Origin of the sequence: Pseudomonas ogarae (assembly GCF_014268695.2) — a bacterium.
Taxonomy (GTDB): domain Bacteria; phylum Pseudomonadota; class Gammaproteobacteria; order Pseudomonadales; family Pseudomonadaceae; genus Aquipseudomonas; species Aquipseudomonas kilonensis.
The window spans coordinates 5,201,731-5,214,274 of record NZ_CP077086.1 but is presented as its reverse complement, the minus strand read 5'-3'; the positions used below and the strand labels follow the sequence as shown (position 1 = coordinate 5,214,274).

General features: G+C 58.3%; 12 protein-coding genes. 8 read left to right on the top strand and 4 right to left on the bottom strand.

Translation table 11 applies throughout. The features are described from left to right. Positions 1-85: 85 nt before the first annotated feature. Together HU749_RS22880 and HU749_RS22875 are read left to right on the top strand one after the other, a co-directional pair. Entirely contained in the window at positions 86-898 is an 813-nt protein-coding gene (locus HU749_RS22880; protein WP_186650459.1) for a sulfite exporter TauE/SafE family protein, read from the top strand. Between the two features lie 58 nt (positions 899-956). Further along, positions 957-1,355, top strand: coding sequence for a hypothetical protein (locus HU749_RS22875; RefSeq protein ID WP_437127824.1), 399 nt, complete (start codon positions 957-959; stop codon positions 1,353-1,355). A gap of 31 nt (positions 1,356-1,386) precedes the next feature. Here HU749_RS22875 and HU749_RS22870 read toward each other — a convergent pair whose 3' ends face one another. From HU749_RS22870 to HU749_RS22855, 4 genes are all read right to left on the bottom strand, one after another. Beyond that, positions 1,387-2,379, bottom strand: a complete 993-nt coding sequence (locus HU749_RS22870) for a hypothetical protein (RefSeq protein WP_186650451.1) — start codon at positions 2,377-2,379, stop codon at positions 1,387-1,389. A gap of 605 nt (positions 2,380-2,984) precedes the next feature. Further along, positions 2,985-4,232, bottom strand: a complete 1,248-nt coding sequence (locus HU749_RS22865; protein ID WP_025215114.1) for a ribonucleotide-diphosphate reductase subunit beta — start codon at positions 4,230-4,232, stop codon at positions 2,985-2,987. A 490-nt stretch (positions 4,233-4,722) separates the two neighbouring features. Beyond that, positions 4,723-4,938: a hypothetical protein gene (locus tag HU749_RS22860; RefSeq protein ID WP_014339815.1), complete on the bottom strand. Its 216-nt coding sequence runs from the start codon at positions 4,936-4,938 to the stop codon at positions 4,723-4,725. Positions 4,939-4,970: 32 nt separating this feature from the next. After that, entirely contained in the window at positions 4,971-5,234 is a 264-nt protein-coding gene (locus HU749_RS22855; RefSeq protein ID WP_024617097.1) for a DUF2790 domain-containing protein, read from the bottom strand. A 420-nt stretch (positions 5,235-5,654) separates the two neighbouring features. Here HU749_RS22855 and acs point away from each other — a divergent pair, with 420 nt between their 5' ends. From acs to HU749_RS22825, 6 genes are all read left to right on the top strand, one after another. Further along, the gene (gene acs / locus HU749_RS22850; RefSeq protein ID WP_041476105.1) at positions 5,655-7,610 is read left to right on the top strand and encodes an acetate--CoA ligase; all 1,956 of its coding nucleotides are present in this window, start codon (positions 5,655-5,657) and stop codon (positions 7,608-7,610) included. A 583-nt stretch (positions 7,611-8,193) separates the two neighbouring features. Next, entirely contained in the window at positions 8,194-8,967 is a 774-nt protein-coding gene (locus HU749_RS22845) for an ABC transporter substrate-binding protein (protein ID WP_014339812.1), read from the top strand. Between the two features lie 90 nt (positions 8,968-9,057). After that, the gene (locus HU749_RS22840; RefSeq protein WP_014339811.1) at positions 9,058-9,747 is read left to right on the top strand and encodes an ABC transporter permease; all 690 of its coding nucleotides are present in this window, start codon (positions 9,058-9,060) and stop codon (positions 9,745-9,747) included. Continuing rightward, the gene (locus HU749_RS22835; protein WP_003204798.1) at positions 9,744-10,442 is read left to right on the top strand and encodes an ABC transporter permease; all 699 of its coding nucleotides are present in this window, start codon (positions 9,744-9,746) and stop codon (positions 10,440-10,442) included. Before HU749_RS22840 ends, HU749_RS22835 begins: the two co-directional genes overlap by 4 nt. Before the next feature lie 56 nt (positions 10,443-10,498). Next, positions 10,499-11,263, top strand: a complete 765-nt coding sequence (locus tag HU749_RS22830) for an ABC transporter ATP-binding protein (protein WP_003204797.1) — start codon at positions 10,499-10,501, stop codon at positions 11,261-11,263. A gap of 113 nt (positions 11,264-11,376) precedes the next feature. Beyond that, the gene (locus HU749_RS22825) at positions 11,377-12,357 is read left to right on the top strand and encodes a GlxA family transcriptional regulator (protein WP_014339809.1); all 981 of its coding nucleotides are present in this window, start codon (positions 11,377-11,379) and stop codon (positions 12,355-12,357) included. Positions 12,358-12,544: the final 187 nt, after the last annotated feature.

Sequence of the window (12,544 nt, the reverse complement as noted above, 5' to 3'; positions counted from 1 at the left end):
GCGAACATTATTGGCCTGTTTGCTACAGCAGGCCAAGCTTGGTGTATCTATCGTGGATGCCTCCTCATTCCACGGATTCGCCTTGATGTTCTATGTATTGCTCGCGTGCTTCGGCTGCCTGAGTGGCGTGACGGCGGTGCTGTTCGGGTTTGGTGGCGGTTTTGTCGTCGTGCCACTGATGTACCGCCTGCTGATGGCTCGTCACTCGGGGGACGCCATGGGTGAATCGGCCATGCACATCGCCGTCGCCACCTCCACCTGCGTCATGATCGTCAACGCCCTGGTCGCCACCCGAAAACATCACCGCGCCGGTCAGATGATTCGCCATTATCTGTGGCCGTTCGGTGGTTTCATCGGCTTGGGCGCGATCCTCGGTGCGGCGGCTGCCACCGCAATGAATGGCGAGATAATCCGTTACGCCTTTATCTCCTATCTGGGCCTGACTATCCTGGATTGCCTGCTCCGGCGAGGTTTTCTGACACGCGGCAGCGATTCCGTCCCACGACGGTTGGCAAAAACGGAGACTGTATTGGGCGGGGCAACCATCGGAATCATCGCCACGTTCCTAGGGGTGGGCGGCAGCGTCATGACCGTGCCGCTGCTGCGTCGCTGTGGCCTGAGCATGTCCCAGGCTACGTCGATGGCAAATCCGCTAAGCTTGCCCGTCGCCCTGGCCGGCACCGTTACCTACATGGTCATGTCCAACTTCACCGGCACAGACTTCGGCACATGGTTTATCGGTTATGTCGACCTACTGGCCTTTGTTGTGCTCACACTCGGCGCGTTACTGGGCATTCGCTTGGCAACGCCATGGATCGGGCGGATACCGGATCGACTGCATGCGCGGGTGTATGTGGGGTTGTTGATGTTGGTGATGATCGGGATGTTCAGCGGTTAGTATTGATAAACAAGCAGCTGGGTGGAGGTTCACTCCACATGATCGAGAGGAGTCGCATATGCATATGCCTATCCCAGAGAAGGACTGGAAAGTATTCAAAGGACTGCGTGAGTTGGCGCTGGAGCGTTTTTGCCAAGGCGTACTGACCGACGCAACGACGATAAGCGAACGCGGTGCTCTATCGGCACACGCCCGATACCTAAAGCTTTATGGGTTGATACAAGACCGCGACAATGATCTTGCCGACGCGTTTAACCGTTTCAGTCGGTCAAGTGCGCGAATGTGCCTGGCGCTTATGGTCATGCACGACTTGTTGACCGAGGCTGAGTTGTCCGCGTTGAGCGAAGAAACGCTGAACGGAATTAGCTACGTGGTTCGTCAGCCTTATGAACTGAAGTGGGGCGAAGAGATAGGTCCACGGGACCCGTATGCGAAAAGAGAGAGTCATACAAGCTGACCCGCAGGTTTTGTGCGGGCATCGAGCCAGTTCACTCGCCAGCCAACCCCGGTGCTTCCCGAATAATGAAGTGATCCAGGTTCTCGATATTGGCACTGAACACCCCGAACGTTTCTTCGGGGTTCTTCTTGCTCGGCACCTGTTTCAACTCCGGCGTCACGCCATAAAAGAAGCAATACAACGGCGCGTCACTGTCGACGGCATGCTTGATCTCTTCCAGGAACGCTCTGCGCTTGCGGTAGTTATCGATCAGCTTCTTGCTCAGGTAAACGTTGACTGAGTAAGGCTTCTTCTTCGCCTCGTCCGGTTGCTTGAACCAGACCTTGGGTTCGAAATCGATGCGAAAGCTTTGCGTGTAATCCTTTATTTCCTTGATCTTGCCCCAGTAAATCAAGCCCTTATTGTCCTGCAAGTATTCGATCTTCTTGAAGAACGATCCATAGGGCGCCGTGTGCTCGCCAACCTTCAACAGCTTGCGCTTGAGCAGGTCCTTGTCCGCGAAGTTCGACACAAAACACTCCACCGGGTGGGCGAAGACGCTGGTCTTGTCGGGTGTCGAATCATGGGCGCAATGAACGTCATCACCGTGGGACGATAGGGTGGGCGACGTAGGCCGAGTCGCTGCTTCAACGTCCTTCGACGGATCGGACGGCTTGCGCACGTACTGACGCCGAGTCAGCAACAACTCCGACGGAAAATGCTCCTCGCGGTCGTCATCCGTTTCCGCCTCGCCACTCTCTACACCCAACCCCGGCGTTTTCGGACTGACGTAAGGGCAGCCCTCGATATGCTGGGTCGTTGGCTGGTTCTTGAAATGTGGCGTGCGGATGTAATTGACGTTCTTGGCGTTGAACGTCGTCAGCCGATTGTCCTCATCAAACGCCACCCGACAGGCATCGTTGGGGCACTGAAAGCGCTCCTTGGCCGAATCGAAGGCCATGGTCTCGTCGAAATTCAGATCCCGAACGTCATAGATCGAAAGCTTGGCATCGAGGCTGAGGCAGTAGGCGGTATCGAATTTCATCGGGGCTCGGGTCCATGAGAGGAAGTGTATTAATACCGAAGGACGCGGCGGGCTGCACCCAAAGTTTCAACACACCACAAACCCCCTGTGGGAGCAAGCTTGCTCGCGATTTCCAAAACCAACCCGACCATCAAACCTGCCCTCTACTTGTGCCCTGACACCAACCCGTGGCGAGGGGGTTTATCCGCTGGGCTTCGAAGCAGCCCCACCCCAACGGAGTGTTTGTCACTCAATGACCAGCCGACCAACCTTCTGATACAGCGACAAAGTGAAGGCCTCTCTGTCACCGGCGCGAGCCCGACGTAGAGGATGTAAGAAAAATCCCAACTAGCTATTCTCTCCACACAGAGTTGCAAATGTTCTTAGACAGTACGCGGTTCTATGTTCGGCGATTAGCTACTACGTTGGGCGTTTCTTAGGTACCTGCGACTAAGATGGGTAGCGAGACGATACGGCGTCAATGCGGAAAGGTTCTGAGTTTTTCGTAGGGTAAAGGTAGCGTGCAGGTCCCAGAGTTAAACGCAGTTTTGGTCCTGTAGAAATACAAAAACCCCGTTTTCACGGGGTTTTTAGTTACGCGTGGAGCCTAGGATTTTTCTTTCAAATCAATCCCAGCTCAAAGCCCCACCCGTCTGATACTCAATCACCCGAGTCTCAAAGAAGTTCTTCTCTTTCTTCAAGTCCATGATCTCGCTCATCCAAGGGAACGGGTTAGTCGTCCCTGGGTACTCTTCTTTAAGACCAATCTGCGACAAACGACGGTTAGCGATGAACTTGAGGTAATCCTCCATCATTGCCGCGTTCATGCCCAGCACGCCGCGAGGCATGGTGTCGCGGGCGTATTCGATCTCCAGCTGGGTCCCTTGCAGGATCATCTGGGTCGCTTCTTCCTTCATCTCGGCATCCCACAGGTGTGGGTTTTCGATTTTGATCTGGTTGATCACGTCGATGCCGAAGTTCAGGTGCATGGATTCGTCGCGCAGGATGTACTGGAACTGCTCGGCGACGCCGGTCATTTTGTTGCGGCGGCCCATGGAGAGGATCTGGGTGAAGCCGCAGTAGAAGAAGATGCCTTCCAGGACGCAGTAGTAAGCGATCAGGTTGCGCAGCAGCTCTTTGTCGGTGTCCGGGGTGCCGGTTTCGAACTTCGGATCGGAGATCGAACGGGTGTATTTCAGGCCCCAGGCGGCTTTTTTTGCGACCGATGGGATCTCGTGGTACATGTTGAAGATCTCGCCTTCATCCATGGCCAGCGATTCGATGCAGTACTGGTAGGCGTGGGTGTGGATCGCCTCTTCGAACGCCTGGCGCAGGATGTACTGGCGGCATTCCGGGTTGGTGATCAGGCGGTACACGGCCAGGACCAGGTTGTTGGCAACCAGGGAGTCGGCGGTGGAGAAGAAACCCAGGTTGCGCATCACGATGCGGCGCTCGTCGTCGGTCAGGCCTTCCGGGGTTTTCCAGAGGGCGATGTCGGCGGTCATGTTGACTTCTTGCGGCATCCAGTGGTTTGCGCAGCCGTCCAGGTACTTCTGCCAGGCCCAATCGTATTTGAACGGCACGAGCTGGTTGAGGTCGGCGCGGCAGTTGATCATGCGCTTTTCATCGACGGCGACACGGGCAGAGGCGCCTTCGAGTTCGGCGAGGCCTTCGGCGACGTCGAGTTTGTCGAGGGCAGCCTTGGCGCGAATGATCGCGGCCGAGTCGCTGGCTGTCACGGCCCGCGCTTCCAGGGCGGCGGCACCGCCGGCGCTGTCGAGGCGGTCCATGTTGGCTTCAGAAGCGTGGCCGGCGTTTGCGCCTTTTACAGCAACTTCGCCGTCTTCTTTGTCGAATTCGTCCCAGCTCAGCATGACGTGTCGTCTCCTGCGTGAGGGCCAGATGCCCGATGAAGGCCTACTGGCCGCGGTGGATCTTGGAAAAATCGTTTGTTGCAGCAGCTGACGCAGGCAATAAACAGAAAAATGTACGGGTCATTCCGGAGCGGCTGTGAACGCGAGGAGGCGATTGGCCTCTGCGTGGGCTCCAGGCTGGCGTGATCCCCTGTAAGGGAATATTGCAGGCCCGTTTAAGGCGGCATTATAAGGACTTTTTTGCCTACGTGCTGCGGCGAAATGGCTCACAGAAGGGGTAGCGGGTGGCATATCCGCGTGGGAGCGAGGGTTTACAAGGCTTTGGCCGCTGAAGATTTTTTTTGCATGGATCGTATCGCGGTTTTTTTTGATCAAAAAACGAGCGTTTTTTGCGGGTTTGCACTACATGTTGTGTTTGCGGAGGGTTTTCGGCGGTTCTAGACACAACCAGGCCCGGTCGAAACCGGGCCGTGGAAAATGTCAGTAATGATCAACCGATGCGGGCTGAACGGGTGCGATCATAGCCATCGGCGGCAACGGTAGCAGAGCCGGTGCGGTCGTAGCCGTCTTGCGCGACGGTGGCGGAGCCGGTGTGGTCGTAGCCGTCTTCTGCGACTGCGCTACCGGTGCGATCAAACCCGTCGGCGGCGAAGGTATTGGCGGCCAGTACGGACAGGGTCAGGGCCAGGATCAGTTTGGTTTTCATGGTGGTTGCTCCAAATTCCTTTATCAAGTCAGTCAGCCGTTGGAGCAGCCGTTGCCCATGACGCTGTAGCGCAGGATGTGGCGTTGGCCCTTGGAATCGTCGTATTCCATCTTCGCCGGGACCACTTCGCAGACGTTCGGGATCTCGCTCATGGAGATGACTTTGGCGATGTCCAGGTGGGTGGAGTAGGTGTACTCCTCAATGGCCGGTTTTTGCTGTGCAACATCGGTCGGGACCTCGTCTGCCATCGCGGTGGCGCAAAGGCTGCCGAGGACCAGAACCCATAAAGCTTTCATCTAATTCACCTTTCTTGAGGTCGAGTGGGGTCACGCAACCTTTTTAGGGTTGCGTGTGGAGCTGATATTGGAAGTTTGATTAACGGCCTTCGTGGGGGCTGTGTTGCGCTAATCGTGTTTGCCGGTTGGCGAGGTGGATTTTAGAAGGTGAGGGTGGGGGTAAACAGACTCGGTTTTGATAAACACTGTTGGTTGATCTGGTAATAATCGTCGTAGGAAGCGGTGGCTGTCTGTTACATCTGTATTGGATCTACCGCCGCCTTCGCGAGCAAGCCCGCTCCCACAGGGGATTTGCTGGGTGCGCAGGTTAGTACCGACATTTTGTAGGGACTTGTTACTACCATCGTCGAATGGTTCTATAGGCCCGCCCCGGGCTACAACGGGATCATACAAAAACAACTATTCACCGAGGTAAGAAAGATGAGTGCGGCTTCTGTGTATCCCGTTCGTCCCGAGGTTGCGGCCAATACGCTGACTGACGAGGCGACCTACAAGGCCATGTACCAGCAGTCGGTCGTCAACCCGGACGGCTTCTGGCGCGAGCAGGCCAAGCGCCTCGATTGGATCAAGCCTTTCACCACGGTGAAGCAGACGTCCTTCGACGATCACCATGTCGACATCAAGTGGTTCGCCGACGGCACCCTGAACGTTTCCTACAACTGCCTCGACCGTCACTTGGCCGAGCGCGGCGATCAAATTGCGATTATCTGGGAGGGCGATGACCCTGCCGAGAGCCGTAACATCACCTATCGCGAGCTGCATGAAGAAGTCTGCAAGTTCGCCAACGCCCTGCGCGGCCAGGACGTGCATCGCGGCGACGTGGTGACCATCTACATGCCGATGATCCCTGAAGCCGTGGTCGCGATGCTGGCCTGTGCCCGGATCGGTGCGATTCACTCGGTGGTGTTCGGCGGTTTCTCGCCGGAAGCACTGGCCGGTCGGATCATCGATTGCAAATCCAAAGTGGTGATCACCGCCGACGAAGGCGTTCGCGCTGGCAAGAAGATCCCGCTCAAGGCCAACGTCGATGACGCGTTGACCAACCCGGAAACCAGCAGCATCCAGAAGGTCATCGTCTGCAAACGCACCGGTGGCGGCATCAAGTGGAACCAGCACCGCGACATCTGGTACGAAGACCTGATGAAAGTGGCCGGCACCGTTTGCGCGCCGAAGGAAATGGGTGCCGAGGAAGCGCTGTTCATCCTCTACACCTCCGGCTCCACCGGCAAGCCCAAGGGTGTGCAGCACACCACGGCCGGCTACTTGCTGTACGCGGCGCTGACCCATGAGCGGGTGTTCGACTACAAGCCAGGCGAGGTGTACTGGTGCACCGCCGACGTGGGTTGGGTCACCGGCCACAGCTATATCGTCTACGGCCCGCTGGCCAATGGCGCGACCACGTTGCTGTTCGAAGGCGTGCCGAACTACCCGGACATCACCCGGGTGGCCAAGGTTGTCGACAAGCATAAGGTCAGCATCCTCTACACCGCGCCAACCGCTATCCGCGCGATGATGGCCTCGGGCACCGCCGCCGTCGAAGGTGCTGACGGCAGCAGCCTGCGCCTGTTGGGTTCGGTGGGCGAGCCGATCAACCCGGAAGCCTGGGACTGGTACTACAAGAATGTCGGCAAGGAACGTTGCCCGATCGTCGACACCTGGTGGCAGACCGAAACCGGTGGTGTGCTGATCAGCCCACTGCCAGGCGCCACGGCATTGAAGCCAGGTTCGGCCACGCGTCCGTTCTTCGGTGTGGTGCCGGCATTGGTGGACAACCTCGGCAACCTGATCGAAGGTGCCGCCGAAGGCAACCTGGTGATCCTCGATTCGTGGCCAGGCCAGGCGCGTACGCTGTACGGCGACCATGACCGTTTTGTCGACACCTACTTCAAGACTTTCAGTGGCATGTACTTCACCGGTGACGGCGCGCGTCGTGACGAGGATGGCTACTACTGGATCACCGGTCGGGTGGATGACGTGCTCAACGTGTCCGGTCACCGCATGGGCACGGCCGAGATCGAGAGCGCCATGGTCGCCCACCCGAAAGTCGCCGAAGCGGCGGTGGTCGGTGTGCCGCACGACATCAAGGGGCAGGGCATCTATGTCTATGTCACCCTCAATGCCGGCGAAGAAACCAGCGAGGCCCTGCGCCTGGAACTGAAGAACTGGGTGCGCAAGGAGATCGGTCCGATTGCTTCGCCGGATGTGATCCAGTGGGCGCCGGGGCTGCCGAAAACCCGCTCCGGCAAGATCATGCGCCGCATCCTGCGCAAGATCGCCACGGCGGAGTACGACGGGTTGGGTGATATCTCCACCCTGGCTGATCCGAGTGTGGTGGCGCATCTGATCGAGACGCACAAGACCATGAACGTTGCCTGACGGTAGCGTGTAACACCAAAAAGCCCCGCCCGGCAGTGCCGAGCGGGGCTTTTTTTCATGCTGAGTGGCATGCACCTCGCCACGGGTTTGTGTGTAGCTGGCTTGGTGTTCGAATAAATATCGGCGTTCAAAGTAGGAGGTGTCTGAACGTTACCGGTGTTTCGAAATGTGTAACCAAAGGCGCCACAGCGGGGCGATGTGAAACGCCAAGCCTCATTACAGGGCGCTTCCAGGCGTCTGCCCAAATAAGCCGACACGCTGTGCTTGCCGGATTAGAAGGGTTTGCGAATAATGGGCCCGCTATTTGCAGCATAGATCGGTTTCCCTTCTTTTGCTCTTGCATGAATTTGCGGGGCTGTCAATGCGCTCGAACAGCTTTCTCGGTGCTTCTGTAATTTGTTGTCGCATTGAAGAAATATCGGCTTCGGGCCTGTCGTTAGAATGCCGATCACTCGCTCGTCGTGGCTCGTGTTGAATAAAACGTGAGCTTCCTAGGACGCAGCACCAAAGTTCGTTTCACCCATTCGCATATTGGGCTGTTGCTCACTCTGCCGTTTTTGCCCTTTACCGATGGAGTCCCAAGATGAAGAAACTTGTGCTGCTTGGCGCCCTGGCACTGTCTGTGCTGTCCCTGCCGACCTTCGCTGATGAGAAGCCCCTGAAGATTGGTATCGAGGCGGCTTACCCTCCGTTCGCCTCGAAAGCCCCGGATGGCAGCATCGTCGGTTTCGACTACGACATCGGCAATGCGCTGTGCGAAGAGATGAAGGTCAAGTGCGTGTGGGTCGAGCAAGAGTTCGACGGCCTGATCCCGGCGCTCAAGGTCCGCAAGATCGACGCGATCCTGTCGTCCATGTCGATCACCGAAGATCGCAAGAAATCGGTTGATTTCACCAACAAGTACTACAACACCCCGGCCCGTCTGGTGATGAAGGCCGGTACCCAGGTCAGCGACGGCCTGGCTGAGCTCAAGGGCAAGAACATCGGCGTGCAGCGTGGTTCGATCCACGAGCGTTTCGCCCGTGAAGTGCTGGCTCCGCTGGGTGCCGAGATCAAGCCGTACGGTTCGCAGAACGAGATCTACCTGGACGTGTCCGCTGGTCGTCTCGACGGCACCGTGGCAGACGCTACGCTGTTGGATGACGGCTTCCTCAAGACCGATGCCGGCAAGGGCTTCGCGTTCGTCGGCCCGGCCTTTACCGACGAGAAATACTTCGGCGACGGTATCGGTATCGCGGTTCGCAAGGGCGATGCCCTGAAAGACAAGATCAATGGCGCGATCACCGCCATTCGCGAGAACGGCAAGTACAAGCAAATCCAGGACAAATACTTCGCTTTCGACATCTACGGCAAGTAACGACGTCCCGCCACTCGTGCGAAATGGCGCAAGCACCAGGATCTCTGCGGTTTGCGCCATTTTTTCATCCCACTTTCGAGGACCTGAATCATGTTGAAAGGCTACGGGGCTGTCATCCTCGATGGCGCATGGTTGACGCTTGAGCTCGCCTTGTCGTCCATGGCCCTGGCCATCGTCCTGGGGTTGATCGGCGTTGCGTTGCGCCTCTCTCCGGTGCGCTGGTTGGCGTGGCTGGGCGACCTGTATTCCACGGTCATTCGCGGCATTCCCGACCTGGTGCTGATCCTGCTGATTTTCTACGGCGGCCAGGACCTGCTCAACCGCGTGGCGCCGATGCTCGGTTACGACGACTACATCGACCTGAACCCGCTGGCGGCCGGTATCGGTACCCTGGGCTTCATCTTCGGTGCCTACCTGTCGGAAACCTTCCGCGGTGCCTTCATGGCGATCCCCAAGGGGCAGGCCGAGGCGGGCATGGCGTACGGCATGAACGGCTTCCAGGTGTTTTTCCGAGTGCTGGTGCCGCAGATGATTCGCCTGGCGATCCCGGGCTTCACCAACAACTGGCTGGTGCTGACCAAGGCGACCGCGCTGATTTCGGTGGTGGGCCTGCAAGACATGATGTTCAAGGCCAAGCAGGCGGCAGATGCCACGCGCGAGCCTTTCACCTTCTTCCTCGCAGTGGCGGCGATGTACCTGGTGATCACCAGCGTCTCGTTGCTGGCATTGCGTCACCTTGAGAAGCGCTACTCGGTAGGCGTAAGGGCGGCTGATCTATGATCTTCGACTACAACGTCATCTATGAAGCCTTGCCGCTGTATTTCAGTGGCTTGTTGACCACCCTGAAGCTGTTGGCCCTGTCGCTGTTCTTCGGTCTGTTGGCGGCGTTGCCCCTGGGGCTGATGCGGGTGTCCAAGCAGCCGGTCGTCAACATGACGGCCTGGCTCTACACCTACGTGATCCGCGGCACGCCGATGCTGGTCCAGCTGTTCCTGATCTACTACGGGTTGGCGCAATTCGCGATCGTGCGTGAAAGCTTTCTCTGGCCGTGGCTGTCCAGTGCGACCTTCTGCGCCTGCCTGGCGTTCGCTATCAACACCAGCGCCTACACCGCCGAAATCATCGCCGGCAGCCTGCGGGCCACGCCCAACGGTGAGATCGAAGCGGCCAAGGCCATGGGCATGTCGCGCTACAAGCTGTATCGCCGGATCCTGTTGCCATCGGCCTTGCGTCGGGCGCTGCCGCAATACAGCAACGAAGTGATCATGATGTTGCAGACCACCAGCCTGGCATCCATCGTGACCCTGATCGACATCACCGGTGCCGCGCGCACGGTGAACGCGCAGTACTACTTGCCGTTCGAGGCCTACATCACGGCCGGCGTTTTCTACCTGTGCCTGACCTTCATCCTGGTGCGCCTGTTCAAACTGGCCGAGCGCCGCTGGCTGGGTTACCTGGCCCCGCGCAAGCACTGATAACGCATCGATCCGATCGACTGCTCAACGACTGACGTTTTGTGAGAACCGACCGCATGTACAAGCTTGAAGTCCAAGACCTGCATAAACGCTATGGCAGTCACGAAGTGCTCAAGGGCGTGTCCCTGAAAGCCGCCGCTGGCGATGTGATCAGCATCATCGGCTCCAGTGGCTCCGGCAAGAGTACTTTCCTGCGTTGCATCAACCTGCTTGAGCAACCCCACGCCGGCAAGATCCTGCTCAACAACGAAGAGTTGAAGCTGGTGGCCGGCAAGGACGGCGCGTTGAAGGCCGCAGACCCCAAGCAACTGCAGCGCATGCGTTCGCGGCTGTCGATGGTGTTCCAGCATTTCAACCTGTGGTCCCACATGACTGCGCTGGAAAACATCATGGAAGCACCGGTGCATGTACTGGGTGTGTCCAAGGCTGAAGCGCGAGAGAAGGCCGAGCACTACCTGAACAAGGTCGGCGTGGCCCATCGCAAGGATGCCTACCCGGGCCATATGTCCGGCGGCGAGCAGCAGCGTGTGGCGATTGCCCGTGCGCTGGCGATGGAGCCGGAGGTGATGCTGTTCGACGAGCCGACCTCGGCCCTTGATCCGGAACTGGTAGGCGACGTGCTCAAGGTGATGCAGGCCCTGGCCCTGGAAGGCCGGACCATGGTGGTGGTGACCCACGAAATGGGCTTTGCCCGTGAAGTGTCGAACCAACTGGTGTTCTTGCACAAAGGCATCGTCGAAGAAAGCGGCAACCCGCGCGAAGTGCTGGTCAATCCGCAATCCGAGCGCCTGCAACAATTTCTTTCGGGCAGCCTCAAGTAATCGCTCCCGTTACGCACCTGATTTGGGTCATGCTGCGCACCGCGCGCCAGATGGTCTAATTTGGTTGCAGCCGCTTTTGGCTTTAACACTGTTTTCGCTTCGGATTGCCCGCCATGACTGCCCATCGAATAGGTTTCCTGATTTGGCCCAGCACTAAAGCCTTGACGCTGGCGCTGGCCGAGGAGGCCTTGCGTGTTGCTCAGCGGGTGCATCCGGATGTGGTCTACGAACTGTCGTTCTTGCAGGCCGAACCGTCGGCCGACGGCGCCTGGCAACTGCCGGGCGAGCCTTGGGCCGGCAAGCTCGAAGGTTTCCAGAAGCTGTTCCTGCTGGCCGATGAGCCGCCGGCCGCGCTGGCCTCACCCCTGAGCAGCGCCCTCAAGCAACTGGTGCGGGCCGGTTGTGTGATTGGCGGTTTGTCTGCCGGTGTCTATCCCCTGGCCCAATTGGGTTTGCTCGACGGTTACCGGGCCGCCGTGCATTGGCGCTGGCAGGACGATTTCTCCGAGCGCTTCCCCAAGGTCATCGCCACCAGCCATCTATTTGACTGGGACCGCGATCGCCTGAGCGCTTGCGGCGGCATGTCGGTACTCGACCTGTTGCTGGCGGTGCTGGCTCGCGATCACGGCGCGGAACTGGCCGGCGCGGTGTCGGAAGAATTGGTGGTAGAGCGCATTCGTGAGGGCGGCGAGCGTCAGCGCATCCCGTTGCAGAACCGCCTTGGCTCCAGCCATCCAAAGCTCACCCAGGCGGTGCTGCTGATGGAGGCCAACATCGAAGAACCGCTGACCACCGACGAGATCGCCCAGCATGTCTGTGTATCCCGTCGACAACTGGAGCGGATCTTCAAGCAATACCTCAATCGCGTGCCCAGCCAGTATTACCTGGAGCTGCGTCTGAACAAGGCCCGGCAGATGTTGATGCAGACCAGCAAATCCATCATCCAGATCGGCCTGTCCTGCGGCTTCTCCTCAGGGCCACACTTCTCCAGCGCCTACCGCAACTTCTTCGGCGCCACACCGCGGGAAGACCGCAACCAGCGACGCAGCAGCAGCCCGTTCGAATTGTCCTCGGTGCCGTCCGAACGGGGCTAAGTGGCAAAACACACTTCTGTGGGAGCAAGGCTTGCCCGCGATGCAGGCGATGCGGTCCTTGGTGAACCGAGGCGCCTGTATCGCGAGCAAGCTTTGCTCCCACAGATAAGTCCCCTCGCCACAAGTGTTTTGCATGGCCGAGGGAAATGTGGAAGCCAGCCCCTCAAATACACCGGCAACGTTTAAA